This is a genomic window from Kitasatospora sp. NPDC058243 (genome assembly GCF_042882025.1).
Classification (GTDB): domain Bacteria; phylum Actinomycetota; class Actinomycetes; order Streptomycetales; family Streptomycetaceae; genus Kitasatospora.
In genome coordinates, this window is record NZ_JBHVWW010000006.1 from 28,001 (window position 1) to 52,603 (window position 24,603).

The following is a 24,603-nucleotide window of genomic DNA, read 5'->3' on the forward strand; positions in this document are numbered from 1 at the left end:
GGACCACCCCATGCCCCTGCACCCCCAGGCCGAGGCGCTGCGCGCCCGGCGCGCGAGCAGCGGTGCGCCGCCGCTCTACACCCTCACGCTGGCCGAGGCCCGCGCCGCCGACCTCGCCGACATCCGCGCCGCGGCCGGGAGCCCCGAGCCGGTCGCCGCCGTCGAGGAGCACCGCATCCCCGGACCGGGCGGCGAACTCGCCCTACGGCTCTACCGTCCCGAGCCGCCCGGCCGTCAACTTCCTGCCCTGCTCTATCTGTTCGGCGGTGGGTGGGCCCTCGGCTCGCCCGACACCAGCGACGCGATCTGCCGCCGGCTGACCAACGCGGCCGGCTGCGTCACCGTCTCCGTCGGCTACCGGCTCGCCCCCGAACACCCCTTCCCCGCGGCCGTCCAGGACTGCCGCGCCGCGCTGTACTGGCTCGCCGCACACGCCGGCGAACTCGGCGTCGACCCGGGCCGGCTCGCCGTCGGCGGCGACAGCGCCGGCGGCAACCTCACCGCCGCCCTCACCCTGATCGCCCGCGACGAGAACGGCCCGGCCCTGCGCCACCAGCTGCTCGTCTACCCCAACACCGACCACGCCGCCGACACCCCCTCGCTGCGCGAGCACGACGACCCGATGCTCTTCAACCGCCGCTCGGTGGACTGGTACTGGGGCCACTACCTGGCCGACCCCGCCGACGGCGCCCACCCGCACGCCTCCCCGCTGCGCGCCCCCGGCCTGGCCGGACTGCCGCCCGCGACCGTCATCACCGCCGAGTACGACCCGCTGCGCGACGAGGGCGAGCAGTACGCCGAGGCGCTGCGCGCGGCCGGGGTACCGGTGGAGAGCCGCCGCTACGACGGCATGCCGCACGGTTTCTTCGCCATGACCGGCACCCTGGACGCGGCCGCCGACGCCCAGCGCTACGCCGCCGAGCGGCTGCGCGAGGCCCTGCGGTGAGCGCGCCCGAGCCCCTGCCCCTGGCCGACCTGCACGCCAGCCTGGCCGACCCGCTGCTGGACGCGATGACCTTCCTCAACGAGGTCACCACCCGCTACCCCGACGCCGTCTCCTTCGCCCCCGGCCGCCCCTACGAGGGCTTCTTCGAACCCGAGGACGTCCCCGCCTACCTGGACACCTACCTCGCCCACCTGGCGGCCCGCGGCCTCGACCGGGACGCCGTGCGCACCGCGCTGTTCCAGTACGGCCCCACCAAGGGGATCATCGCCGACCTGGTCGCCCGCACCCTCGCCAACGACGAGGGCCTGGCGGTGGCCCCCGAGGCCCTGGTGCTGACGGTCGGCGCCCAGGAGGGCATGCTGCTCACCCTGCGCGCCCTGTGCGCCGGCCCGGACGACGTCCTGCTGGTCAGCTCGCCCTGCTACGTCGGCGTCACCGGCGCCGCCCGGCTGCTCGACCTGACCACCCTGCCCGTCCCCGAGGGCCCGGCCGGCGGCCCCGACCCGGAGGCCGTGCGCGCCGCCGCCCGGGCGGCGCGGGCCGAGGGCCGCCGCCCGCGCGCCCTCTACGTCGTCCCGGACTTCGCCAACCCCTCGGGCACCAGCATGCCCGTCGCGGCCCGCACCCGGCTGCTGGAGACGGCCGCCGAGGAGGGCCTGCTCGTCATCGAGGACAACCCGTACGGCTTCTTCGCCCGCGACCCGGGGGAGCGGCCGACGCTCAAGGCGCTCGACCGCCGCCGCCAGGTGGTCTACCTGGGCTCCTTCGCCAAGACCTGCTTCCCCGGCGCCCGCCTCGGCTACGTCGTGGCCGACCAGGAGGTGGCCGGCCCCGGCGGGCGGCGCACCCTGCTGGCGGACGAACTGGCCAAGCTGAAGAGCATGACGACGGTCAACACGCCCGCGCTCAGCCAGGCCGTCATCGGCGGCATGCTGCTGCGCCACGACTGCCGGCTGCGCGCCGCCAACGCCGCCGCCACGGCCCACTACGCGGCCGGCATGGACACCCTGCTGCGGGAGCTGGACCGGCACTTCCCGGCCTCCGAGCGGCGCCGTCTGGGCGTGTCCTGGAACCGGCCCGAGGGCGGCTTCTTCGCCGTGCTGACCGTCCCGTTCGCCGCCGACGACGCGGCGATGGAACGCTGCGCCCGCGGCTACGGGGTGCTGTGGACGCCGATGGCGCCGTTCTACCCGGCGGGCGGCGGGGAGCACCGCCTACGGCTCTCGATCAGTTCACTGACGCAGGCTCAGATCATCGACGGTGTGGCCAAGTTGGCGGCGTTCATCGCCTCCTGAGCGATCGCTTCCTGAGCGACGCTCGCCACAGCAGGAGGGGCCCGGCTCGCGAGCCGGGCCCCTCCTCGTGCATGTGTCCCATCCTCGTGCGCTGTGTCTCAGCGCACCCGGGTGGAGAACAATCGGGCCGACCAGTACACCGACAGCACGGTCATCACCACGACGACCAGCAGGCCCTGCCACACCGCACTGTCCCCGAGGTGGCCGGAGAACAGCGCGCGCATGCCCTCCACCGCCCAGTAGAAGGGGTTCCACTTGGCGGTCTGCTGCAGCCAGTGCGGCGCCAGGGTGAGCGGCAGCAGCACCCCCGAGAGCAGTGCGATCGGCTGCGCGATGGTGTTCACCACCGGTGCCATCGCCGCGTCCGTCGGCACCATCAGCGCGATGCCGTAGGAGATCGCCGAGGTCATCAGCGCCAGCAGCCCGAGCAGCAGGTAGGCGAGCAGCAGGTTCAGCGGGCTCACCCGCAGCCCGAACGGCAGCGCGATCAGGGTGATCAGGACGGCCTGCACCAGCAGCGCCACCATCTCCCGCAGCGCCCGCCCGAGCAGCAGCGCCAGCCGGCTCACCGGCGTCACCCGGGCGCGCTCGATGATGCCGGCCTTCAGCTCGCCGAGCAGGCTGAAGCCGGTGAACAGCCCGCCGAAGATGCACAGCACCGCCAACAGGCCCGGCACGTACATCTGGTAGGTGTCGGCGTAGCTGCCGGCACCGCCGGGGACGAGCACCTTCTTCAGCAGCGGGGCGAACAGCAGCAGGTAGAGCACGGGCTGGATGATCCCGACGGCGATCCAGATCGGGGTGCGGATCATCAGCAGCACCTGGCGCTGGAAGACCAGCCAGGTGTCGCGGGCGAGCTTCATGGTCTCCCCAGGAATGGGCGGATCAGGACTGCTGGAGCGAACGGCCGGTGCGGGCCAGGAACACGTCGTCCAGGCTGGGGCGTTGGAGCTGGACGGTGCCGGGCGTCACGCCCGCCCCGTCCAGCGCGCGCAGCAGCTGCGGGATGGCCGCCGCGCCGTCCTCCAGGTAGAGCCGCAGTCCGTCCTCCCCGCTGAACTCCAGCCGGTGCAGGTAGGGCTGCGGGCGCAGCACCTCGGCGGCCCGCTCGGCGACGCCCTCTCCGGGCTCCAGTCCGAGCAGCACGACGTCGCCGGAGATCTCGCGCTTGAGCACCTCGGGCGTGCCCTCGGCCACCACCTGGCCGTGGTCGACGATCGCGACCCGGTCGCACAGGGCGTCGGCCTCGTCGAGGTAGTGCGTGGTGACGACGACGGTCATGCCCTCGGTGCGCAGCCGGCGGATCTCCTCCCACACGTACGCCCGGCTGGCCGGGTCCAGCCCGACCGTGGGCTCGTCCAGGAACAGCACCCGGGGCTCGTGGATGACGCCGAGCGCGATGTCCACCCGGCGGCGCTGGCCGCCGGAGTAGGTGGCGCACGGGCGGTCGCCGAATTCGGCCAGGTCGAAGGCCTTGAGCGCGCCCTCGGCGGCCTGGACGGCCTGCGCCTTGGCGGCGCCGTACATCCGGGCCTGGAGCACCAGCTCCTCGCGGGCGCTGACGGTGTCGGTGGTGCCGCCGCCCTGGGCGACGTAGCCGATCCGGCGGCGTACACCGGCCGGGTCGGTGAAGAGGTCGGCCCCGGCGATGCTGGCCTGACCGCCGTCCGGGCGGATCAGGGTGGCCAGCATGCGCAGGGTGGTGGTCTTCCCGGCACCGTTGGGCCCGAGGAAACCGTAGATCTCGCCCGCGTCGACGGACAGGTCGATGCCGCGCACAGCGTCGACGGTGGGGTTCTCGCCGCTCTTGCGGGAGGTCTTCTTGCGATAGGACTTGCGCAGTCCCGTGGTCTCGATCAACCGGAACTCCCGTGCGGGGATGGGCTGCCACGGCACCTGGGAAGGCGGTGCTCGGCACCTGCGAAGGCGGTGCTGGGCGCCACCCTAGGACGAACCCCGGCCCGGTGACAATGGCCTAGACCAATGGACGTTGATCTTCCGGTCTGCTACAGGGCCCCCGGTAGCGGCTGCCGGAAGTCCCGCCCGGCTCGGGCCGACAGGGCCTCCAGCCGGTCCGCGGCCGCGGCCGCCCCGCCGCCCGAGCGCAGCGCCTCGCCGACCCGAACCGCGTTGTGCCGGTAGTCGGCCGTGTCCAGGACGGCCCGCAAGGCCTGCGCCAGCCGCTCCGGCGTCACCCGGGCGAACGGCACCCGCAGCCCCGCCCCGGCCGCCGCCACCTGCGCCGCGACGAACGGCTGGTCGTGCCGGATCGGTGCGGTGACCAGCGGCAGGCCGTGCGTCAGGGCCTCGCCGACGGTGTTCATCCCGCCGTGGCACAGCACCGCGTCCAGCGCGCCGCGCGCCATCAGCTCCAGCACCGGCGCCCGGTCCACCGCGACGGCCTGCGGCGGCAGTTCGGGCAGCAGCTCGCGCGGGGCGGCGAACACCGGCTGCACGTCGTCGCCGCACAGCTCCAGCGCCCGGGCGGCCCGCGCGTGGAAGTCCGCGCCCAGCTCGCCGGCCAGCGTGCCCATGGTGACCAGCACCCGTCGGCGCCCGGGCAGCAGCCGCTCCCACGGGAAGTCCGGATCGGCCGGCCGGGCGGACTGGACCGGCCCGACCAGCGCGTGGTGCGGGGGCGGCGCGTCGTCACCGGTCAGCGCGGGGCCGGTGGTCGCCAGCACCAGGGCGGGCGAGAAGCGCGGGTCCACGTACTCCTGCGCGGGCAGCCGGGCGCGCTCCCACAACCCGCGCAACAGGCCGGTCATCCAGGCCTCCACCTGCGGCAATGCCCGGTACGGCCGGCCCAGTTCCATCGCCCCCGGCGCGAAGCTCGCCCATGGCAGGCCGTGCCGGTGGGCGGCCAGCGCGCCCGCCGGGGTGTGCTGGTCGACGAGCAGGACGTCCGGCCGGAACTCCCGCACGATCGCGTCCAGCGGCTTCGCGGTGAACCGCGCGTACGGGACGATGAAGCCCTCCCAGAGCGAACGCAGCGCGGCGAGCCCGTGCCCGCCCTGCGCCCGGAACGCCCGGGTGCCGGTGCCGAGCACCTGGGCCTGGGGGCCGAGCAGCGGGCGCAGCACCGACTCGGTGCCGGTCCATGCGACGTCGTGTCCGCGCGCGGTCAACTCGGCGGCGATGCCCGCCGCGGGATTGACGTGCCCGGTCAACGGGGGCATCACCAGCAGGAACCGGGTCATCGTGCACCCTCCTCGGGGATCAGTTTCTGCAGGTCGGCGACGGTCAGCGCTTCCAAGGCGGCCAGGTCCAGCCCGGCGCGCAGCCGGGCCAGGTCGGCGGCCGGGCCGAAGCGTTCGCGCAGGCGCCCGGCGAGCGCGGCCAGCTCGCCCTCGTCGAGCAGCAGGTCGCCGTCCAGCCGGGCGTCCGGGGTCAGCCGGTCGGCCCAGCCGGGGGGCGCCCCGGCGGCCGCGACCAGCAGCGCGACCAGCTCGGGGTGCAACGGCGCGGCGGGGTGGTGCGGTTCACGGTCGGACGACGTGTGAGAAATGGCATCGGACATCGAAGGGGGTCTCCCACCTGCTCGACGGCACGGGGGTGAACGCGCCCGCCCCGGAGGCGGATTCGGCGGCCTCGGAGACGAACGCGACGGTGAAGGGGCCCGAGATCACTTGTGCGACCCGGCGGGCGTCGGAATACTAGCCCGCGTGACAGCACTGGAGGCAGTGGCCGTTCACCTCCCCCCGCACGCCGTGCCCATCGAGGCGGTTGGTGAGCGGATCGGCCTGACCCCACGTCAACTTCGACTCTTCCGCCGCTTCCACGGACTGGACCAGCTGCGTCTGGACCCGTCCGGGACGCTGCCCGACCTGCTTGACTCCGCCCTCGACAACCTGCCTGAGCTGCGCGGACGCGAACGGGACGTCCGCTTCGTGATCCACGCGCGCAGCATGCCGGTGGCGGTGCCCTACCCGCTCAACCCACTGCACGACCTGCTCGCCCCGCGCGGCCTCGCGCACGCCAACGCCTTCACGGTGACCCACCACGCGTGCGCGGTGGGCCTGCTGGCCATCGACCTGGCCGGCCGGCTGCTCGCCGCCGAGCCCGACCCGCGGGCGCTGGCGCTCATCCTGGCGGGCGAGAAGACCTTCACCAAGGACGCCCAGGTGGTGCCCGAGACCGGTATCTTCGCCGAGGGCGCGGCCGCCTGTCTGGTGAGCGCCGACGGCGAGCGCCACCGGGTGCTCTCCTTCGCGGTGCGCCAGCGTCCGGAGTTCGACGGCCGACTGGCCGAGGACGCGGACCTCCTGGCCCGCTACCAGCGCGAGTACCCGAACGTGATGGTGGAGGCGATCGAGGCCGCCCTGGACGAGGCAGGTCTGGACCTCTCCGACCTGGCCGCGGTGCTTCCGCACAACGTCAACCAGGCGTCGTGGCGGATGATAGCGCGCCGGATCGGCTATCCGCTCGACAAGGTGGTGCTGGACAACGTGCTGTCGGTGGGGCACAGTTTCGCTGCGGACAGCCTCATCAATCTTCACACCGCCACCACACGGGGGCTGCTGCGCCGCGGCGACCACTACCTGATCGCCGCCGCCGGTGTCGGAGCCACGTTCTCCGCGATGGCGGTCCGCTGCTGACGAAGCGTCGGCTTCGTCCATCCTTCCCATGCCAGACCACTCTCCCACGTACGACGGGACGGGACACCCATGTCAGAACCTGTGGTCCAGACCACTGACCCCGAGCTGCGCGAGCGGATCCGCACCGGCATCGGCGAACTGCTGCCCCGCGTCCTCAAGCGCGAACTGCCCGAGATCCCCGAGAACGCCTGCCTCTTCGACGATCTCGGCCTCACCTCGGCCGGCACCATCGAGCTCATCCTGGAGCTGGAGGAGTCGCTCGACATCCAGGTGGACGTCGAGCAGATCACCGAGGACGACCTGCGCTCGGTCACCAAGCTGGCCGACTACGTCGCCGGACACGTCATCCCCGAGGACTGACCAGGTGGCCGACCACGGCCTGCGGATCACCCGGGTGCTCGCGCGGCGCTTCGACGGGCGCTCGGAGGCCTCGCTCCACCCGGACCTGCGGGTGTTCGTCTCCGACCTCGTCCGCCCCTACGGCCTGCCGCTGCGCGAGGACCTGCTGCGCGAGGGCGTCGGCCACTCCTACGAGGAGCTGGCCGCCGACCTGCTGCGCGAGGCGCTCGCCGAGGACGAGCCCGTCGACCTGCTGATCCTGGCCTTCGACACCCCGGACGTCCGACCGGGCGCGCCGTCCTCGCTGGCGCTCAGCCGGTCCTGTCCGGGCACGCCGCTCGCCTTCGCGGTCTGCGACCAGGGCGTCGCCGCGGCCTTCACCGCGCTGCGCCTCGCGGTCGACTACCACCGCACCGGATCCTGCCGTCGGGCGGTCGTGGTGCTCGCCGAGCAGACCGCGCTGCACCACGAGCCGGCCGCGCCGGTGTCGCTTCCGGAGCGGCACGGTGTGGTGGTGCTGGTCTGCGAGGAGGCCCTCGGGCCTGATATGACGATCCATCAGATACCTGGTGCCGGGCTGTCGGACACGGTGGTGCGGGATCGGGCTGCCGAGCTGGGGCCCGACCCGGCGCTCGTGCTCGGCCCCGGGCTGGCCGGTGCCGACGGTGCGGCCGCCCAGCCGTTCACCGGGGCCTGGGCGGAGCTCGCCGAGCAGCTGCCCGCCTGGCGGGCGCAGGGGCGCCCCGTCCTGGTCGCCGACCTGGACCGCCGGCTCGGCGTGCTGAGCACGTTGACCCTTCCGTAGCCATGGTTCGGTTCATGCCAACTCGCCTGCCTCGCACAGGAATTGATGAACCATCGGTTTGGTAGACGATTGGTCTGGACCAGCAGGTGAGGTCGCTGGTAGCGTCCCGATCGCACCCCCGCTGAACCCTTCCCGGCGAGCCGAAAGGCGCGTACGACGTGACCCCGTACGGCGAGACACAGAGCAGTAGGCGGATCGAGGTCCGGTACGCGGCCCCGGTCGACGACTCGGCCGGCGGTGCGGCCGGCTGTTCGGTCGGCGGTTCGGGGCCGCTCACGCTCGGCCAGGACAACATGATCCGGTGCATCGGGCGCGACGCCCCCGAGCAGATCAACAAGGATTCGCTCTGGCCCGTCCCGGACGGCACCTCGGTGTCGGCCGGGCTGACCGCCCTGCGCCGGCTCGTCGAACGGCACGAGTCGCTGCGCACCTCCTTCCCCGCCGGCCCCGGCGCGGACGGCTTCCCGGAGCGCCAAGTGGTGCACCCGGAAGGCCGGTTCACCGTCACCGTGATCGAGGCGGGCGATCGCGACGGCGCCCAACTGGACGCGTTCGCAGCGGAGTTGGGCCGGGCCGACGTCGCCGTTCCGTTCGACCTGGCCGCCGCCCCGCGGCTGCGCGTCACCCTCGTCGCCGACGGGGAGCGACTGCTGCGGCTGGTCGCGGTGATCTGCCACGCGGGCGCCGACGGCGCCGCCACCGTGCTGCTGATCCAGGACTGGCTGGACCTCGCCGCCGGCAAGGACCTCCCGCCGGTCACCGCCCCGACCCCGCTGCGGATCGCGGACGCGGAACGGAGCGCGCAGGGCCGCCGCAAGTCGGCCGCCGCCCTGCGGTACTGGGCCCGCAGCCTCGCCACCGGCCCGCAGGTGGTGTTCGCCGACGCGCGGATCACCGGCCCCCCGCGCGACCACTCGGCCGTCCTGGTCCGCTCCCGCACCGCCGCCGAGGACCTCGCCGCCGTCTGCCGCCGCACCGGCGCGAGCCCGTCCGTGGTCCTGCTCGCCGCCTTCGCCGCGCTCGTCACGCACCGGTCCGGCCGTACCGAGCTGGCGCTCTCGGCGCTCTCCGCGAACCGCCAGCGCGCCGCCCTGGTCGACCACGTCGGCACCCTGGCGCAGGACGCCCTGATCCGGCTCGACACCGGGGCGGCCGACCTCGACCAGCTGATCGGCCGGGCCAAGGCGGCCTCGCTGAGCGCCTACTGGCACAGCACCCTGGACGCCGAACAGGTCTGGCGGCTCATCGAGGACTGCGCCCACCTGCGCGGCAGCCGCTTCCCCCGGCATGTCGTGGTCAACGACCTGAGCCTGACCATCCCCGCGGCCGTCGCCGACGCCCAACCCGCCGCGGCCGCCGACCCCGAACTGACCCGGGTGCCCGCCCCGCCGCTGCCGGTCCGGCTGATGTTCACCATCCTGCGGATCAGCGGCAGCCTCGACTTCGCCCTGATCAGCTGCCCGCAGGTGCTGGACCCGGACGAGACCGACCGGTTCGCGCGGGCGCTGCTCGCCGTCCTCGCCGCCGCCGCCCGCGGGCCCGTGCCGCTCGACGCCCTGCCCGGCGTCGGCGGCGTGCCGGCCCCCGGTCGGAGCGGGGAGTGGCACCTGGTCGACGGTTCCTGGGTCGACCTGGCCGCCGTCCGCGCCCTGCTGGAGGCCGCCCTCGGCGCGCGGGCGGACATCGAGCTGGCGCTGGACGAGGGAAGGCTGACCGCCAGGCTGACCAGCGCGGACCACGCACTCACCCCGGCCGTCGCCCACCACGCGGTGGTCGCCGCCCTGCCCGGCCGCGACACGGCGATGGCGCCGCACCACTACGTCGTCCGGCACACCGGCTCCGGGGCGGAGGCCGTCACCTCCGGCGGCGGCCGCGACCCGGACATCGCCGCCCGGCAGGCGGCGCTCACCTGAACGGGGGGAGGACGGGCAGACGCGGTCGGCTCACTCCAACGGGTCCTCGCCGTCCCACCGGACGTCCCACGAACACACCGAGGTCGCCCCCGAGGTGAGCCCCCACGGGCTCGGCACCTCCTCCTCGTCCTCGTTGCCCTGCACCGGCAGCCGGTCGATCACCGCGACCAGCCGCGGCGGCAGTTGCGGCGCCAGCCCGTGGTGGACCCGGGACAGGATGTCGCGCCGCACGTCGTCCGGCAGCAGCGGCCTGGTCATCCGCAACGGCATCGGCCCGGAGGGGCGTCCGGCCGCCGCCAGCTGGTCCGACCAGGCCCGCCAGTAGTCGGCGTCGTCGTTCTCGCCGAGCTTCAGATGGTGCAGGTGCAGGCAGTACGCCGCCGTGCCGCAGCCCGATCCGGCGGCGAAGCGCCACCAGAACTCGGCGCCCTCCTCCCGTCCGGTCGCGTACAGCAGCGCGGCGAACACCTCCGCCCCCTCGGGCTGGATCCGGCGGGCGTTCACCAGGAGGTCGAGCCCCCGGGAGGCGTCCGGCGCGCCCAGCACCAGGGCCACCACCAGGCCCAGTTCGAAGGCGGCCTGCTCGAACTCCGACGGCAGGTGTGTCGGCGCGGCCGTGAGCCGGGCCTGGCGCAGTGCTGCGATGCGCTCGGCGTGCGCGCGTTCCGGCCGGGGCACGTGAACCACCGCACGCCCCCCACCGCTCGTACCCGCCCCACCGCTCGCGCCCGCCCCGTCGGGCGGGTCGGCTTCCGGTCCGGGCGTCACAGCTGACCCGCGCGGTCCGGCAGTTCACCCGCGCGGTCGGCCGGTTCGCCCGAGCTGTCCGGCAGTTCGCCCACCCCGAGCCGGCGCGCCAGCCGCTCCCGCGCGTGCCGGAGGTTGGAGTGCACCGTCGCCACCGGCCGCCCCAGGTAGGCCGCGATCACCTTGACGTGCAGGCCCAGCAGGTACCGCAGGATGATCACATCCCGCTGCCGGTCCGGGAGTTCGAGGATCGCCGCGTACAGCCGCACCTCGTCCGCCTCGCTGTGCAGCAGCCCGTTCGCGACCTGCTTGAACGCGCCGATCACCGCGGCGAAGGTGACGGCCTCCACCGCCACCGGTTCCTCGGCGGACATCCAGTCCGAGACGTGCCGGTTCGCCAACCGCCAGGCGTACGCGGCCGGCTCCTCGAACCGCAGCACCTGCGGCCAGCAGCGGGCCAGGTCCGCCTTCACGGCCTCGACCACCAGCGTGGCGTCCGCCTGGCCGCCTATCCTGGTCAACGCGAGGGCGTGCCAGGCGGGTTCATGGGTCTCGCAGAACGACGCGTAGGTGAGGTCCAGCCGCAGGCCGAGGTCGCCACCGGCCTCCCGGTCCGACTCCGGGCCGTCGGCGCGCTCCAGCGTGGGCCCTCCCCGGTACCCGCGCACGGGGGCGCCCCTGTCGATCGTCATCGAGCCTGCTTTCCGTGGCCGCCGGCAGCTCGGCGGTCCACTCGAGGGTCGGGCTGTCTGCGCCCATCCTCAGTCCATCCGGCTCGTCACTCCAGGCCGCATCCCGAATACGGATTGTCATCCCATGGGATCAGCTGACCGGTTGGAATGCGGCGGACCGCGCCTGACCTCCGGATACGGTGGGCACCAATCGACAGGTGTCCGCGACGCCAAGGGGAACGCGATGAGCCTCTACGACGGAGTCGACCTGCGGCTCAACATGCCGCACTCGGCCCGGATGTACGACTACTACCTCGGCGGCTTCACCAACTTCGCCGCCGACCGCGAGGCCGCCGGGCACGCCCTCGCCCTCGGACCCTGGCTGCGCGTCGCCGCCCGCGCCAACCGGTCCTTCGTCCACCGCTCCACCCGTGCCCTCGCCCGGGCCGGCCTCGACCAGTTCCTCGACATCGGCACCGGCATCCCCACCCCGCCCAACCTCCACGAGGTCGCCCAGAGCGTGGAGCCGTGCGCCCGCGTCGTCTACGCCGACAACGACCCGATCGTGCTCTCACACGCCCAGGCCCTGCTCACCGGCACCCCCGAAGGCCGCACCGCCTACGTCGAGGCCGACGTCACCGACCCCGCCCGGCTCCTCGCCTCGCCCGGCCTGCGCGACACCATCGACCTCACCAGGCCCGTCGCGCTCTCCCTCAACGCCCTCCTGCACTTCGTCCCCGACACCCACGGCGCCCACGAGCTCGTCGAGCACCTCAAAGCGGCCCTCGCCCCCGGCAGCGCCCTGGTGATGACCCACGTCACCCCCGACTTCGCCCCGGCCGAGATCGCCGGCCTGGTCCGGATCTACGAATCCGCCGGCACCGCCGCCCAGGCCCGCACGCTCCCCGAGTTCACCCGCTTCTTCGACGGCTGGAACCTCATCGCCCCCGGCATCGTCCCCACCCCCCACTGGCGTCCCACCCCCACCGACCCGCCGGCCACCGCCCCCGAAGCCGCCGCCTACGCGGCCGTGGCCCTCAAACCCTGACCCCGCCGGCCGCGCCGCCCCCACCCGCCCCACCCGTGCGGCCTCGCCGCCCCGGGGACAGACTGGTGGTGGATCGATGCTGCCCGTGAGGCTGGGAGAGGCATGCTGCTGGGACTCACCACCGCCTTGGTCGCGACCGTGTGCTTCGGGTTCGGGGCGGTGTTCCAGGCGCGTGGGGCGCGGTCGGCGCCGCAGGCGGACCGGGTGCGGGCGGGGCTGCTGGCCGCGCTGGCGCGCTCGTGGGAGTTCCTGCTCGGCACCGTGCTGGACATCGTCGGTTTCGCGCTGAGCATCGTGGCGCTGCGCAGCCTGCCGCTGTTCCTCGTGCAGGCCGTCACCAATGCGAGCCTGGCCGTGACGGCGCTCGCCGCCGTCCGGCTGCTCGGGGCACGGCTGCGCCGGGGGGACGCGGTGGGAATCGTCGCCGTGGTGGTCGGCCTGACGCTGCTGGCGTCGGGGTCGGGCCGGGAGGGCCGGGAGCACGCCCCGCCGCTGTTCCACTGGGCGCTGCTCGCGACGACGGCCGTGATGCTGCTGCTGACCCTCGTCCTGGTGCGCCGGGCCGGCACCGTGGCGGCGGCCGGGCTGGGGCTGCTGGCGGGGGTGGGGTTCGGGGTGACGAGCCTGGCGGTGCGGGTGATGGACGCGTCGAGCCTGGTCGCCGTCCTCACCGACCCGGCGGCGTACGCGCTCGCGGTGGGCGGCCTCGGCGGCTACCTGGCGTACGCGCTGGCTCTGCAGCGCGGCACGGTCACGGCCGCGACCGCCGCCGGGACGGTCGCCGAGACGTTCGGTCCGGCGCTGGTGGGCGTGGCGGCGCTGGGCGACGCGGCGCGTCCGGGGTTCGAGTGGTGCGCGCTGGCGGGCTTCGCGGTGGCGGTGGGCGGCACCTTCCTGCTGTCCAGGTTCGGGGAGTTGGAGGGGCAGTCCGCGGAGGTGGCCGGTGCGCGGCCGGGCGCGGCGGACCGGGACCCTGAACCCGGTCCGGGTCCGGAGGCGGAGTCCGAGCCGGCCGTCCCGCCCCGGTAGCCCGGGCGGCGCCGCCGTGCGAAGGTGACTTGCCGGACAAATCGGACGGTTGAACGCCCACGGAGCGGCAGGTGCGCGATGGCGGACGAAGCCCAGCCCGGCCCCCGACGGCCGGGGCCCGCCGACCCTCCGGTCGTGCTCGTCACCGGCGCCTCCTCCGGCATCGGCCTGGCCACGGCCGTCCGCCTGGCCGACGCCGGCTGGCGGACCCTGCTGTCCGGTACGGACGGCGCCCGCCTGGACGAGGTCGCCGCCCGGACCGGTGGCCGCGTCCTGCCCGAGGACCTGAGCAAACCGGACGGCCCGAGCCGGCTCGCGGAGGCGGCCCTCGCGGAGGCCGGCCGGGTGGACGCGCTGGTCGCCAGTGCGGGCCTGGGGTGGCGCGGACCGTTCGCGGACACCCCCTCGGACGTCCTGGACCGGATGATCGAGGTCAACTTCGCCGCCCCGCTGCGGCTGGTCCGCCTGCTCCTGCCGGGCATGCTGGAGCGCCGCCGGGGCCGGATCGTGCTGCTCGGCTCGATGGCCGGCCAGGTCGGCGTGCGCGACGAGTCGGGGTACGCGGCGACCAAGGGCGGGCTGGCGATGTTCGCGGAGAGCCTCTGGTACGAGCTGCGCGGCACCGGGGTGGGGGTGCGCCTGGTGCTGCCGGGCCCGGTGGACACCCCGTTCTTCGACCGGCGCGGCACGCCCTACCAGCGGGAGCGGCCACGGCCCGTGCCGGCGGAGCGGGTCGCCGACACCGTGGTCGCGACCATCACCACCGGGCGTGACCGGCTCTTCGTGCCGCACTGGCTCGGCTTCCCGGCCCGGATCCACGGCGTGGCGCCGGGCGTGTTCCGGCGCATGGCCTCCCGCTTCGGGTGAGCCCGGTGAACACCGCGACCCGGGTGCTCGCGACGGCGGCCGCGGCGGCGGCCGCGGCGGAGTTCGCGCACCTGGCCCCGGCGGCGGTGCGCCTCCCGGCGCTGCGCCGCACGCTGGCCCGTCGAACCGCCGGCCTCGGCGCCGACCCGCACCACGTCGCCCTGACCTTCGACGACGGCCCCGACCCGCGCAGCACCCCGGAGATCCTGGACGCGCTGGACGCGCTGGGCGGTGTCCGGGCCACCTTCTTCCTGCTGGGCTCGATGCTGGAGCGCGCCCCCGCCCTCGGCCGGGAGCTGGTGCTGCGCGGCCACGAGGTGGCCGTCCACGGCTGGCACCACCGGCCGCAGTGGTACCCGGCCCCGGCCCGTGACCTGCGCGAACTGCGCCGCGCGACCGAGGCGGTGACCGCGCTGTGCGGGGTGCGCCCGCACTGGTACCGCCCGCCGTACGGGGTGCTGACGGCGGGCCCGGCCCTGGCCGCCCGGCGGCTGGGCCTGCGCCCGGTGCTGTGGACGGCCTGGGGCCGGGACTGGACGGCGGAGGCGACCGGGGCCTCCGTCTACGCGGCCGCCCGCCCCGGCCTCACCGGCGGCGCGACCCTCCTCCTGCACGACTCCGACTGCACCTCCGCCCCCGACTCCTGGCGGGCCACCCTCGCCGCCCTTCCGCTGATCGCCGCCCACTGCCGCGCCCACTCCCTCACCCTCGGCCCGCTCCGCGACCACGCCGTCCCGGGGGCCGCCCGCGGCTGACGGCATCGCGCCCGCCGCCGAGCGCCGGGCGGACGGCGAAGCCCCGCCTCGACCGAGGCGGGGCTTCGCCGTGTGGCGTTGCTCGGCGTCTTCTAGCGTTCGCAGGCGACGCCGTCGTTGTCGCGGTCCAGGCCGGACCGGTACCCGGGATCGCCCCGGTGCAGGGGGGCCTTGCCGGCGGCCTTCACCGCGTCGCAGTTCTTGTAGTAGGCGCTGCCGCCGGCACCGCCCTGGGAACCGCCACCCGACGCCCCGTCCGAGTTCGCGTCCGAGCCCCCGCCTGACGTTCCGCCTGACGTTCCGCCCGACGTTCCGCCCGACGACCCGCCAGTGGAACTGCCGCCGGCGTTGCCCTGGTGGTTCGGGCTGGACGGGTCGTTGCGTTCGTCCGCGTAGAGCGCCGCGTACCGGTCCGCCGGGCACGAAGCCCCCGGCTTCACCAGCTGGAGCGCGGGAGAGGCCGCCGGGTACAGCTTGCTCCCGGGCTGGAGCACGTTCGCGCACACCACCCAGGCGTCGTGGTCGGCGGGCAGCGCTAGGTCCAGGTAGCGGCTGTGCTCCTGGATCCGGTCGGCTGCGACACCGGCCGCCACCAGTAGGGCACGCGCCTCCCCGGCGGTGTGCTGGGCGACGTCGGGCATGACACCCGACACGGCGCTCGGAGTCGGAGTGGGAGTGGGAGTCGCGCTCGGAGTCGGAGTCGCGCTCAGGGTCGGCGTCGGGGACCCGGCGTCGGCCGGGGTGGCCGCCGTCGTAGCCGTAGCCGTAGCGGCCGGAGCCGGAGCGGCGGTCGTCGCCGGGGCCGCGACCGGCTGCGCCTTCTCCGGCTTCGGCCCCGTGATGACGCCCAACCAGAAGAGCGAGCCGATCAGGCAGCAGAAGGTCAGCGCCACCTTGGCGGCGACGTGCAGGCGGCGGGAGCGCCACAGCCAGATCGCGGCGAGCGGCGGTACGAACAGCAGGGTGGCGGCTCGGACGAGCCGGTTGGCCGTGGTGCGGGGCGGTACGGCCTGGGGCCCGGGCGGCCGGTGCGGGTCGGGGGTCACGAGGGGGTTCCTTCGAGCAGGAGTGTGTCCCCGGGGAGAGCGGCACCCCGGGGTGGGTGCTCCGGCCTGGGCTGGACGGCCGCCGCTGCCGGCGGGCGAGGCCGCTGTCCGGGGCCGTCCGGAGGCTTCGGAGAGTGTAAAGGACTCGTATGGAACAGGTATGCGCCAGGTAGCGAACTCCGGCCCCGGCCCCCGCCCGGGTGCACGGCTCCACCCCGGCCGGGACTCCCGTATGGCTCGCCCCGGCGCTCGGCTACGCCAGCCCCACCTGTGCCAGGGCCGCGGTGAACCCGGTGCGCCAGCGCTCCGGGGTGGCGCCGGGGGAGGGGGTGGGCGCTGGGCGGGCGAGGGCGGCGAGGGCGTTGCGGACCACCTCGGCGGGGTGCGCGGAGGCGACGTCGGCGTGGCCGAGTTCCAGCTCGTGTTGGAGGTTGTCGCGGCCGTGGCCCTGGACGACGTCGAGCAGCAGCAGTCGCCGTCCGAGGGCGCGGGCCTCGCTACAGGTGTCGCCGGAGCTGGTGACGACGAGGTCGGCGGCGGCCATCAGGGCGGGGATCCGGTCGGTGTAGCCGAAGGGGTGCAGGCGCGGCTCCCGGCGGGCGGCGGCCCGCAGCCGCCGTTCCAGTTCCCGGTTGCGCCCGGCGACGGCGAGCACGTGCGGACCGGCGGCGGCGAGCGAGGCGGCGGTGCGGGCGAGCGGTCCGAGCCCCCAGGCGCCGGACATCAGCAGCACGCACCGCCCGCCCGCCGGGACGCCCAGTTCGGCACGCGCCTCGGCCCGGCCGGGCGGCCGGTAGAACGGTTCCCGCAGCGGAGCGGGCAGGACGGTGACGGCGGCGTCCGGCCGGTAGCGGCGGACGGCGCAGGCGGCGACCTCGGAGGTGACCAGGAACAGGTCGGTGCCCTCCTGCACCCAGAGCCGGTGCGGTGTCACGTCGGTGCAGAACACGAAGTGCCGGAAGTCCCGTTGCGGCAGCCGGTTGACGGCCGAGGTGGCGGTGGCGAACACGGAGACCACCAGCTGCGGCCTTTGCACTGCGACCAGTTGGCGCAGGGCCGGGACGAGCCGGCTGCGGGCGGCCGCGTCGGCGAGCAGCGCGAGCCGGGCGCCGGGCCGCAACGCCGAGAAGTGGAAGGCGTCGTACACGCCGGGCAGGTCGAGCAGCCGCCGGAACACGGCCTCCCCGGCGGCGCCGGAGCGCTCCCCGAGCAGGGCCATCGCGTCGACCGTGTGGGTGGTCCAGCCGCGGGCCCGCAGGGTGTCGGCGCAGGCCTGGGCCATCACGTCGTGGCCCTGGCCGAGGGAGCCGGAGACGAGCAGGGCGTGCGGCATCGGGCGGCCCGCTCAGGAGGCGGCGGAGGCGGCTGCGGCGGCCCGGTACCAGTCGGCGTAACTCCGTACGCCGTCCGCGAAGTTGGTGTGCGGAGACCAGCCGAGCAGGCGCTTGGCCTGGGCGCAGGAGATCCGCCGCCCGGTGTAGTCGGCCTTGCGGCCGTCGATGTGCTCGATCGAGACCGGCCCCAGCAGGTCGTCGACGGTGTCGGCGATGTCGCGCACCGAGACGGCGGTGGAGCCCTCCAGGGCGAAGGTCTGGTCCTCGGCGGCGGGGGACAGGGCCCGGACGTGGGCGTCGGCGAGGTCCTCGACGTAGACGAAGTTGCGGCTCTGCCGCCCGTCGCCGGCGATGGTGATCGGTCGCCCGGTGAGCGCGGCCTGGACGAACCGGGCGACGACCAGTTCGTCGCGCATCCGGGGCCCGTACGGGATGCCGTAGCGCAGGATGGTGAAGTGCTGCCCGTACAGCTCGCGGTAGCTGTGCACCAGCATCTCGGCGGCGAGCTTGGTGGCCACGTAGAGGTGGCCGCTGTGTTCCAGCTCGATCGGCACGTGTTCGTCCAACTCCTGCTCCCCGCCGTCGAGTTGATCGTCGGTGAGAGCGGCGCCGTAGACCCAGACGGTGCTCGCCAGCACGGTGCGGCTCAGCCCGCTGCGCCGGGCGGCCTCCAGGACGGCCTCGGTGCCGTCGATGTTGGTCCGCACGGCCCGCACCGGGTCGGCGGAGACCTGTTCGACGTCGGCCATCGCGGCGAGGTGGTACACCACTTCACTGCCGGCCAGCGCGGAGGTGAGGGCCGCGAGGTCGAGGATGTCGAGCCGGGCGTGTTCGGCGTCGGGGTTGAGGTACTTGTCGGTGGTGTCCACCGCGAGGACGTCGTGGCCGGCCGCGAGCAGGTGGTCCACGACGTGTGACCCGATGAATCCACATCCCCCGGTGACGGCTATCCGCACGATCTCTCTCCTTGTCGGGCTCCGTGTCGAGCGCCTTCTCGAACTCCGTGTCGAGCGCCTCGGCGCGCCCGCCTGGTCGGGTCGACCCCGCCCCGGCTATCCGGCGAGTCTCCGGTGCACCGCCGAGACGGCCTCGATGACCTGCTCCGTCTCGTCCCCGGTCATGTCGGAGTGCACCGGCAGGCACACCTGCCGCGCGCAGACGTCCTCGGCGACCGGCAGCGGCCCGCGCCGGTAGGGGGCGAGGACGGGCTGCAGGTGCAGCGGCAGGTCGTACACCTCGCCGGACAGCCGCACGCCGTACTCCTCGGCGACCGCCCGCTTGAACGCGGCGCGCTCCACCCCGGGCGGCAGCAGCGCCACGTACTTGTAGTAGTTGCCGCGGCAGCCGGGCGGTTCGAGCACCGGCTCCAGGCCGTCGAGCCCGGCCAGCGCCTCGTCGTAGCGGCGGGCGACGGCCCGGCGGGTCTCGATGAACTCCTTGAGCCGGCGCAGGTGCACGGCGCCGACGGCCGCGCTGAGCTCGCTCATCCGCCAGGCGTGGCCGAGCCGGACGTGGTGGTTGGTGGTGAAGGAGCCCTTGCCCTGGTCGCGGTAGGTGCGGGCCTCGTCGCGCAGCTCGGGCGACTCGGTGAGGACCAGGCCGCCCTCGCCGCTGGTGGTGACCTTGGTCGGGTAGAACGAGAAGGCCCCGGCCAGGCCGAACGTCCCGGCGCTGCGCCCGTCGAGGCTGCTGCCGTGGGCGTGTGCGGCGTCCTCGACCAGCGGGACGCCGTGCCGGTCGCAGAGCGCGCGCAGCTCCTCGACCCGCGGGGTGATCAGTCCGCCGATGTGGACGAGTACGACGGCTGCGGTATCGGGGGTGAGGGCCGGCTCCAGCGTCTCGGGGGAGAGCGCCAGGGTGGCCGGGTCGACGTCGGCGATCACCGGACGCCCGCCGGCGTGCAGGACGGCGCCGGCGGTCGCGTAGAAGGTGACGGCCGGCACGACGACGTCGCGGCCCCGGACGTCGACCGTGCGCAGGATCACCTCCAGCGCCGCGGTGCCGCTGCTCACCGCGACGGCGTGCGAGGCGCCGTGCTCGGCGGCGAAGGCCTGCTCGAAGCGCTCGGTCCACGGGCCCAGGGTGAGGGCGCCGGTGGTGAGCATCTCCATCACCGCCTCGGCGACGGCCGCGCGGTCGGATTCGTCGAACACGATGCGGGCGGCTGGAACGCCCATGGGCACCTCCGGCGGCGGGCTGGGGTCAGCACCGATCGGGTCAGATGGGTCCGAACCACAGGAAAAGGGTCGGGCCTGGCACATCACGCTACTTCGCCCGCCGGGCCGCGGCCCGTCGTCGCCGCCCGCCCGGGTGACGGCGCCCGGCCCCGTCGCCGCCCTGTCACTGCCCCCGTCACCGTCCCGCCGTCGCCGGGAGTGCGCCCGACTTCTCCCGCCACAGCTGATGCGCTTCCGCCGTCCGGGGAGAGTCCGTACTGCGTCCGCAGTACGCAAACGGCCTGCGCAGGGACGACGACGGAGGAGGGGTCGGCGATCAAGGATGGGTCATGCTGCGGGCGGTCCGCGCCGAAAGGCGCCGGGGCGGCCGTGGTGCGCACGCTGACCGAGATCCGAAGGAGTCCACTCTTCCGTGGCCACGTTCCTGTACCGCCTGGGCCGCTGGGCCTTCGTCCGACGCCGGTTGGTGACCCTGCTCTGGGTCGCCGTGCTGGCGGTCTGCGGAGTCCTGGCGGCCAAGGCGCCCGCCGCACCCGACGACGGCTTCGCGATGCCCGGTACGGAGGCGCAGAAGGCCTTCGACCTGATGAACGAGCGCTTCCCCGGCGGCCACGCCGACGGCGCCTCGGCCCGCCTGGTGTTCGTCGCCCCGTCCGGGCAGAAGATCACCGCCGAGCCCAACCAGCAGGCGGTGGAGCGGACGGTCGCCGAGCTCGCCCACGCCGACGAGGTCACCGGCGCGGTCAGCCCGTTCAAGGCCAACACCGTCTCCAAGGACGGCACCACCGCGTACGCGACCGTCAGCTACTCCGTCAAGGCGGGCGAGCTGTCCAAGGGCGCCACCGACGCCCTCGAACAGGCCGCCCAGCACGGGCGGGACGCCGGGCTCAAGGTCGAGGTCGGCGGCAACGCGCTGATGGCCAAGCCCGAGGCCGGCGGCAGCAGCGAGATGATCGGCATGGCGCTGTCCGCGGTCGTCCTGGTGATCACCTTCGGCTCACTCGTGGCCGCGGGCCTGCCGCTGCTCACCGCCGTGATCGGGGTCGGCCTAGGCATGGCCCTGATCACCGGGCTGGGCAGCACGCTCGGCCTGTCCTCCACCACCAGCACGCTCGCGATGATGCTGGGCCTCGCGGTCGGCATCGACTACGCCGTGTTCATCGTCTCCCGCTTCCGGGCCGAGCTCGCCGAGGGCCACACCCCGCAGGAGGCGGCCGGCCGGGCCGTCGGCACAGCAGGCTCCGCCGTGGTGTTCGCCGGGCTCACCGTGGTGATCGCCCTGGCCGGGCTCTCGGTGGTCGGCATCCCGATGCTCGCCAAGATGGGCATGGCCGCGGCCGGCACGGTGGTCATCGCCGTCCTGGTCGCGCTCACCCTGGTCCCCGCGCTGCTCGGCTTCATCGGCCGCCGGGTGCTGCCCCGCAAGGCCCGCAAGGGCGCCGTCCAGCCGAAGAAGGAGAACGGCGGCTCCCGCTGGGCCAAGTTCGTGCTGCGCCGCCCGCTCGCGGTGCTGCTCGGCGGCGTGATCGGCCTCGGGGTGCTCGCCGCCCCCGCGCTCGACCTGCGGCTCGGCCTGCCCGGGGACGAGTCCAAGCCGACCTCCACGACCCAGCGCCGCGCCTACGACCTGCTGTCCGAGGGCTTCGGCCCCGGCTTCAACGGGCCGCTGACCGTCATGGTGGACGTCAAGGGCACGCCCGATCCGAAGGCCGCCGCGAGCGAGGTCGCCAAGACGGTCTCCGGGCTGCCCGGCGTGGTCTCCGTCACCCCGCCGATGTTCAACAAGGCGGGGGACACCGCCCTGCTGAACGCCGTCCCGTCCACCGGTCCGAGCGCTGCGGAGACCAAGGACCTGGTCCAGGCGATCCGCGGCCACGCCGCCGGCCTCAAGACGAGCACCGGGGCGACGGTCCTGGTCAGCGGCACGACGGCGATGAACATCGACGTCTCGCAGAAGCTCACCGACGCGCTGGTGCCCTACCTCGCGGTGGTCGTCGGCCTCGCCGTCGTCCTGCTGCTGGTGGTGTTCCGCTCGGTGCTCGTCCCGCTGAAGGCGGCGCTCGGCTTCCTGCTCTCGGTGGCCGCCGCGCTCGGCGCGGTCGTCGCGGTCTTCCAGTGGGGCTGGCTGGCCAACCTGATCGGCGTCGAACAGACCGGCCCGGTGATGAGCATGATGCCGATCTTCATGGTCGGCGTGGTCTTCGGCCTCGCCATGGACTACGAGGTGTTCCTGGTCACCCGGATCCGCGAGGGCTACGTCCACGGCGAGCAGCCCGACGAGGCCATCGTCACCGGCTTCCGGCATAACGCCCGGGTGGTCACCGCCGCCGCGTTCATCATGATCGCCGTCTTCGCGGGCTTCATCGGCATGGGCGAACCGATGATCAAGATGATGGGCCTGGGCCTCGCCGCGGCCGTCGCCTTCGACGCCTTCGTGGTCCGGATGGCCATCGTCCCGGCCGTCCTGGCCCTGCTCGGCCGCCGCGCCTGGTGGCTGCCGCGCTGGCTGGACCGGCTGATACCGGACATCGACGTCGAGGGCAGCAAGCTGCAGACCGCCGCCCCCGAACCGGCCCCGGTCCGGGAGTCCGTCGGCGTCTAGGGCGTGTCTTCAAGCCCCCGTCGACCCCCCTGCGGACCAGCCGGGGCCCGTCCCGATCCACGGGGCGGGCCCCGGCCCGGACAATGGTTCGATCCCTACCGTTACCGTTGCTGTCGGGGTCCGCCACGCACACGGCGGCCCCCGACCCGGCCCACCCCGCCCGGCAGGGCGCGGTTCGGCACGAACTGGCAGAACCCGGCGAGGGTGCCGCCAGGGCACCCCCGACCCGGAGAGCACCACGATGAGCGACACCTGGCAGCGGCTGCGCCGCGACCACCCCCGGCTGCTCGACGCCGTCGGCGGCGCCGTGCTGATCGCGATGACCGGCCTCGGCGTCACCGTCGACCAGACCGGCCACGTCATCTCCTTCAGGCCGCTCAGCGCCACCATCGCGCTGGCCTCCGCCGTCACCGTGTTCGCCCACCGACGGCACCCGCGGACCGTGGTCGTCATCACGCTGATCTGCACGATGGCCCTCATCCTCACCACCCCCCGCCTCACCCCCGGGCTGGCCACCCCGCTGCTGCTCGCCCTCTACTTCCTCGCCGTCCGCACCGACCGCGCCACCGCCCTGCGCGCCTCGATCGCCTCCGCCGTCCTGCTCACCGGCACCTCGCTGATCGGCGACGGCGGCGGCCCGATCGGCCAACGGCTCGGCGTCCTCGCCTGGGCCCTGCTGCCCGGCGCCCTCGGCGACTCCATCCGCAACCGCCGCGCTCACCTCGCCGCCATCGAGGAACGCGCCGAACGCGCCGAACGCACCCGCGAGGAGGAGGCCCGCCGCCGGGTCGCCGACGAGCGGATCCGGATCGCCCGCGACCTGCACGACGTCGTCGCCCACCACATCGCCCTCGCCAACGCCCAAGCCGGCATCGCCGTCTACCTCATGGACCGCCACCCCACCCAGGCCCGCGAGGTGCTCAGCCACATCACCGACGCCACCGGCTCCGCGCTCCAGGAACTGCGCGCCACCGTCGGCCTGCTGCGCCGCGCCGAGGAGCCCGCCCCGCTCGAACCGGCCCCCGGCCTCGACCGGCTCCCCGAGCTGATCAACGCCTTCGAACGCACCGGCCTGCCGGTGCGGCTCACCGTCGAGGGCGAGGCCCGCGCGCTCTCGCCCGGCGTGGACCTCACCGCCTACCGGATCGTCCAGGAGTCCCTGACCAACGTCGCCAAGCACGCCCAGGGCGCCGGCGCCGAGATCACCCTCGCCTACAGCGGCAGCCGGGTCGCTGTCAGCGTCGCCAACGGCCGCCCGCCGACCAGCGCACGCCCCCGGCAGGCCCTGCTGCCCCACCCGGCCCCCGGCGAGGGCGGCTTCGGACTGATCGGCATGCGCGAACGGGCCGGCGCGGTCGGCGGCCGCCTCACCGCCGACAGCCGGCCCGACGGCGGCTTCCTGGTCACCGCCGAACTTCCGCTGCGTACCGGCGCCCGGGACGACAGCGCCGGTCGCGGTGGCTGTGCCGGTCGCGGTGACAGCGCCGTACGGGCGGACCGTGCGGGCCGGGAAGACCGCGCCGTTCGAGTAGACCGTGCCGGCCGGGAAGACCGTGCCGTACGAGTAGACAAGGACCACGCATGACCATCCGGGTACTGCTCGCGGACGACCAGGCGCTGCTGCGCGGTGCGTTCCGGGTGCTGATCGACGCCGAGGACGACATGGAGGTGGTCGGCGAGGCCGCCGACGGCCACCAGGCCGTCGAACTCGCCCGCGCCACCCGCCCCGACATCGTCCTGATGGACATCCGTATGCCCGGCGCCGACGGCCTCGGTGCGACGGCCGCCATCTGCGGCGACGAGGAGCTGGCCGGCACCCGGGTGCTGATCCTCACCACCTTCGAGATCGACGAGTACGTGGCCCAGGCACTGCGGGCCGGCGCCGGCGGCTTCCTCGGCAAGGGGGCGGACCCGGCGGAACTGCTCGCGGCCGTCCGCACCGTCGCCGCCGGGGACGCCCTGCTCTCGCCCGCCGCCACCCGGGCCGTCATCGACCAGCTCCTCGCCCAGCCCGATCCGGCGGCCGGCGGCACCTCCGAGCGGCTGTCCGTGCTCACCGCGCGCGAGCGCGAGGTGATGTCGATGGCCGCCACCGGGCTCACCAACGAGGAGATCGCCGAGCGGATGTTCGTCAGCCCGTTCACCGTCCGCACCCACGTCCACCGGGCGATGGCCAAGCTGGACGCCCGGGACCGGGCCCAACTCGTCGCGATCGCTTACCAGTCCGGCCTGGTCCCGCCGGGCCGTCCGGCCTGACCGGCGAAGGCCCGCCCGTCGGCTCATCCGTCGGCCCGCGCGTCGTCCCGTCCGTCCAACTCGCCTGGTTTGCGCCGGTAGCAGGGCTGAGCGACCGTCAAACTCCGGCCATATGTCGGTGATCTGAATTCCAGCCTGCCCGAAAACGACCTCCGAACTGGTGTATCAGCGAGTA

At 74.4% G+C, this 24,603-nt stretch carries 23 protein-coding genes; 13 read left to right on the forward strand and 10 right to left on the reverse strand.

Translation table 11 applies throughout. The features are described from left to right. Nucleotides 1–10 precede the first annotated feature (10 nt). Together ACFVX9_RS06445 and ACFVX9_RS06450 are read left to right on the forward strand one after the other, a co-directional pair. Nucleotides 11–946 carry an alpha/beta hydrolase gene (locus ACFVX9_RS06445; protein ID WP_380481899.1) on the forward strand — a complete coding sequence of 312 codons (936 nt, stop codon included), beginning with the start codon at nt 11–13 and terminating at the stop codon, nt 944–946. Next, nucleotides 943–2,241, forward strand: coding sequence for a PLP-dependent aminotransferase family protein (locus ACFVX9_RS06450; RefSeq protein ID WP_380481901.1), 1,299 nt, complete (start codon nt 943–945; stop codon nt 2,239–2,241). The genes ACFVX9_RS06445 and ACFVX9_RS06450 overlap by 4 nt, the downstream gene beginning before the upstream one ends. A gap of 98 nt (nt 2,242–2,339) precedes the next feature. On the opposite strand, the gene ACFVX9_RS06455 is transcribed toward ACFVX9_RS06450, so the two are convergent. The 4 genes from ACFVX9_RS06455 to ACFVX9_RS06470 all read right to left on the reverse strand — a co-directional run bounded on the left by ACFVX9_RS06455 (nt 2,340) and on the right by ACFVX9_RS06470 (nt 5,761). Further along, nucleotides 2,340–3,104 (reverse strand): ABC transporter permease, encoded by a 765-nt coding sequence (locus ACFVX9_RS06455; protein WP_380481903.1) that lies wholly within the window; start codon nt 3,102–3,104, stop codon nt 2,340–2,342. Nucleotides 3,105–3,126: 22 nt separating this feature from the next. Then, on the reverse strand, nt 3,127–4,101 hold the full coding sequence (locus tag ACFVX9_RS06460; protein WP_063350668.1) for an ATP-binding cassette domain-containing protein: 975 nt from the start codon (nt 4,099–4,101) through the stop codon (nt 3,127–3,129). Between the two features lie 146 nt (nt 4,102–4,247). Then, nucleotides 4,248–5,441 carry a glycosyltransferase gene (locus tag ACFVX9_RS06465; RefSeq protein ID WP_387980734.1) on the reverse strand — a complete coding sequence of 398 codons (1,194 nt, stop codon included), beginning with the start codon at nt 5,439–5,441 and terminating at the stop codon, nt 4,248–4,250. Continuing rightward, complete coding sequence (locus tag ACFVX9_RS06470) at nt 5,438–5,761, reverse strand: hypothetical protein (RefSeq protein ID WP_387980736.1); 324 nt, start codon at nt 5,759–5,761, stop codon at nt 5,438–5,440. Before ACFVX9_RS06470 ends, ACFVX9_RS06465 begins: the two co-directional genes overlap by 4 nt. A gap of 145 nt (nt 5,762–5,906) precedes the next feature. Here ACFVX9_RS06470 and ACFVX9_RS06475 point away from each other — a divergent pair, with 145 nt between their 5' ends. The 4 genes from ACFVX9_RS06475 (at nt 5,907) to ACFVX9_RS06490 (ending at nt 9,896) form a co-directional block, all read left to right on the forward strand. After that, a complete protein-coding gene (locus tag ACFVX9_RS06475; RefSeq protein WP_363582555.1) occupies nt 5,907–6,839 on the forward strand; it encodes a 3-oxoacyl-[acyl-carrier-protein] synthase III C-terminal domain-containing protein in 933 nt (310 codons plus the stop codon). A gap of 69 nt (nt 6,840–6,908) precedes the next feature. After that, a complete protein-coding gene (locus ACFVX9_RS06480; RefSeq protein ID WP_079136143.1) occupies nt 6,909–7,199 on the forward strand; it encodes a phosphopantetheine-binding protein in 291 nt (96 codons plus the stop codon). Between the two features lie 4 nt (nt 7,200–7,203). Continuing rightward, nucleotides 7,204–7,983, forward strand: a complete 780-nt coding sequence (locus ACFVX9_RS06485; protein ID WP_387980738.1) for a hypothetical protein — start codon at nt 7,204–7,206, stop codon at nt 7,981–7,983. Between the two features lie 158 nt (nt 7,984–8,141). Beyond that, nucleotides 8,142–9,896, forward strand: coding sequence for a condensation domain-containing protein (locus ACFVX9_RS06490; protein WP_387980740.1), 1,755 nt, complete (start codon nt 8,142–8,144; stop codon nt 9,894–9,896). A gap of 30 nt (nt 9,897–9,926) precedes the next feature. Here the strand turns inward: ACFVX9_RS06490 and ACFVX9_RS06495 are convergent, their stop codons facing one another. Both ACFVX9_RS06495 and ACFVX9_RS06500 read right to left on the reverse strand, forming a co-directional pair. Then, complete coding sequence (locus ACFVX9_RS06495) at nt 9,927–10,574, reverse strand: hypothetical protein (RefSeq protein WP_387980742.1); 648 nt, start codon at nt 10,572–10,574, stop codon at nt 9,927–9,929. Between the two features lie 86 nt (nt 10,575–10,660). Next, the gene (locus ACFVX9_RS06500) at nt 10,661–11,335 is read right to left on the reverse strand and encodes an RNA polymerase sigma factor (protein ID WP_387980744.1); all 675 of its coding nucleotides are present in this window, start codon (nt 11,333–11,335) and stop codon (nt 10,661–10,663) included. A gap of 223 nt (nt 11,336–11,558) precedes the next feature. Between ACFVX9_RS06500 and ACFVX9_RS06505 the strand changes: the two genes are divergently transcribed. From ACFVX9_RS06505 to ACFVX9_RS06520, 4 genes are all read left to right on the forward strand, one after another. Further along, nucleotides 11,559–12,362 (forward strand): SAM-dependent methyltransferase, encoded by an 804-nt coding sequence (locus ACFVX9_RS06505; protein ID WP_380481911.1) that lies wholly within the window; start codon nt 11,559–11,561, stop codon nt 12,360–12,362. 102 nt (nt 12,363–12,464) lie between these two features. After that, nucleotides 12,465–13,391: a hypothetical protein gene (locus ACFVX9_RS06510; protein ID WP_380481913.1), complete on the forward strand. Its 927-nt coding sequence runs from the start codon at nt 12,465–12,467 to the stop codon at nt 13,389–13,391. A gap of 78 nt (nt 13,392–13,469) precedes the next feature. Further along, nucleotides 13,470–14,258, forward strand: coding sequence for an SDR family NAD(P)-dependent oxidoreductase (locus tag ACFVX9_RS06515; RefSeq protein ID WP_063350678.1), 789 nt, complete (start codon nt 13,470–13,472; stop codon nt 14,256–14,258). Next, nucleotides 14,255–15,013, forward strand: coding sequence for a polysaccharide deacetylase family protein (locus ACFVX9_RS06520; RefSeq protein WP_380377431.1), 759 nt, complete (start codon nt 14,255–14,257; stop codon nt 15,011–15,013). The genes ACFVX9_RS06515 and ACFVX9_RS06520 overlap by 4 nt, the downstream gene beginning before the upstream one ends. A gap of 92 nt (nt 15,014–15,105) precedes the next feature. On the opposite strand, the gene ACFVX9_RS06525 is transcribed toward ACFVX9_RS06520, so the two are convergent. The 4 genes from ACFVX9_RS06525 to ACFVX9_RS06540 form a co-directional block, all read right to left on the reverse strand. Beyond that, a complete protein-coding gene (locus tag ACFVX9_RS06525; RefSeq protein WP_380481917.1) occupies nt 15,106–16,059 on the reverse strand; it encodes an excalibur calcium-binding domain-containing protein in 954 nt (317 codons plus the stop codon). 253 nt (nt 16,060–16,312) lie between these two features. Next, nucleotides 16,313–17,392 carry a hypothetical protein gene (locus tag ACFVX9_RS06530; RefSeq protein ID WP_380481919.1) on the reverse strand — a complete coding sequence of 360 codons (1,080 nt, stop codon included), beginning with the start codon at nt 17,390–17,392 and terminating at the stop codon, nt 16,313–16,315. 12 nt (nt 17,393–17,404) lie between these two features. After that, nucleotides 17,405–18,349 carry an NAD(P)-dependent oxidoreductase gene (locus tag ACFVX9_RS06535; RefSeq protein WP_063350681.1) on the reverse strand — a complete coding sequence of 315 codons (945 nt, stop codon included), beginning with the start codon at nt 18,347–18,349 and terminating at the stop codon, nt 17,405–17,407. Nucleotides 18,350–18,445: 96 nt separating this feature from the next. Beyond that, nucleotides 18,446–19,570: a DegT/DnrJ/EryC1/StrS family aminotransferase gene (locus ACFVX9_RS06540; protein WP_380481921.1), complete on the reverse strand. Its 1,125-nt coding sequence runs from the start codon at nt 19,568–19,570 to the stop codon at nt 18,446–18,448. Between the two features lie 412 nt (nt 19,571–19,982). On the opposite strand from ACFVX9_RS06540, the gene ACFVX9_RS06545 reads away from it, so the two are divergent. The 3 genes from ACFVX9_RS06545 (at nt 19,983) to ACFVX9_RS06555 (ending at nt 24,428) form a co-directional block, all read left to right on the forward strand. After that, complete coding sequence (locus ACFVX9_RS06545) at nt 19,983–22,172, forward strand: MMPL family transporter (protein ID WP_387980749.1); 2,190 nt, start codon at nt 19,983–19,985, stop codon at nt 22,170–22,172. A gap of 241 nt (nt 22,173–22,413) precedes the next feature. Further along, on the forward strand, nt 22,414–23,757 hold the full coding sequence (locus ACFVX9_RS06550) for a sensor histidine kinase (RefSeq protein ID WP_063350684.1): 1,344 nt from the start codon (nt 22,414–22,416) through the stop codon (nt 23,755–23,757). Next, nucleotides 23,754–24,428, forward strand: a complete 675-nt coding sequence (locus tag ACFVX9_RS06555; RefSeq protein ID WP_363374720.1) for a response regulator transcription factor — start codon at nt 23,754–23,756, stop codon at nt 24,426–24,428. The genes ACFVX9_RS06550 and ACFVX9_RS06555 overlap by 4 nt, the downstream gene beginning before the upstream one ends. Nucleotides 24,429–24,603: the final 175 nt, after the last annotated feature.

Coding starts and splice junctions, on each gene's coding strand:
- ACFVX9_RS06455 (WP_380481903.1), bottom strand. CDS start 3,104: ATGAAGCTCGCCCGCGACACCTGGCTGGTCTTCCAGCGCCAGGTGCTG.
- ACFVX9_RS06465 (WP_387980734.1), bottom strand. CDS start 5,441: ATGACCCGGTTCCTGCTGGTGATGCCCCCGTTGACCGGGCACGTCAAT.
- ACFVX9_RS06550 (WP_063350684.1), top strand. CDS start 22,414: ATGAGCGACACCTGGCAGCGGCTGCGCCGCGACCACCCCCGGCTGCTC.
- ACFVX9_RS06480 (WP_079136143.1), top strand. CDS start 6,909: ATGTCAGAACCTGTGGTCCAGACCACTGACCCCGAGCTGCGCGAGCGG.
- ACFVX9_RS06540 (WP_380481921.1), bottom strand. CDS start 19,570: ATGGGCGTTCCAGCCGCCCGCATCGTGTTCGACGAATCCGACCGCGCG.
- ACFVX9_RS06445 (WP_380481899.1), top strand. CDS start 11: ATGCCCCTGCACCCCCAGGCCGAGGCGCTGCGCGCCCGGCGCGCGAGC.
- ACFVX9_RS06555 (WP_363374720.1), top strand. CDS start 23,754: ATGACCATCCGGGTACTGCTCGCGGACGACCAGGCGCTGCTGCGCGGT.
- ACFVX9_RS06510 (WP_380481913.1), top strand. CDS start 12,465: ATGCTGCTGGGACTCACCACCGCCTTGGTCGCGACCGTGTGCTTCGGG.
- ACFVX9_RS06505 (WP_380481911.1), top strand. CDS start 11,559: ATGAGCCTCTACGACGGAGTCGACCTGCGGCTCAACATGCCGCACTCG.
- ACFVX9_RS06530 (WP_380481919.1), bottom strand. CDS start 17,392: ATGCCGCACGCCCTGCTCGTCTCCGGCTCCCTCGGCCAGGGCCACGAC.
- ACFVX9_RS06470 (WP_387980736.1), bottom strand. CDS start 5,761: ATGTCCGATGCCATTTCTCACACGTCGTCCGACCGTGAACCGCACCAC.
- ACFVX9_RS06515 (WP_063350678.1), top strand. CDS start 13,470: ATGGCGGACGAAGCCCAGCCCGGCCCCCGACGGCCGGGGCCCGCCGAC.
- ACFVX9_RS06500 (WP_387980744.1), bottom strand. CDS start 11,335: ATGACGATCGACAGGGGCGCCCCCGTGCGCGGGTACCGGGGAGGGCCC.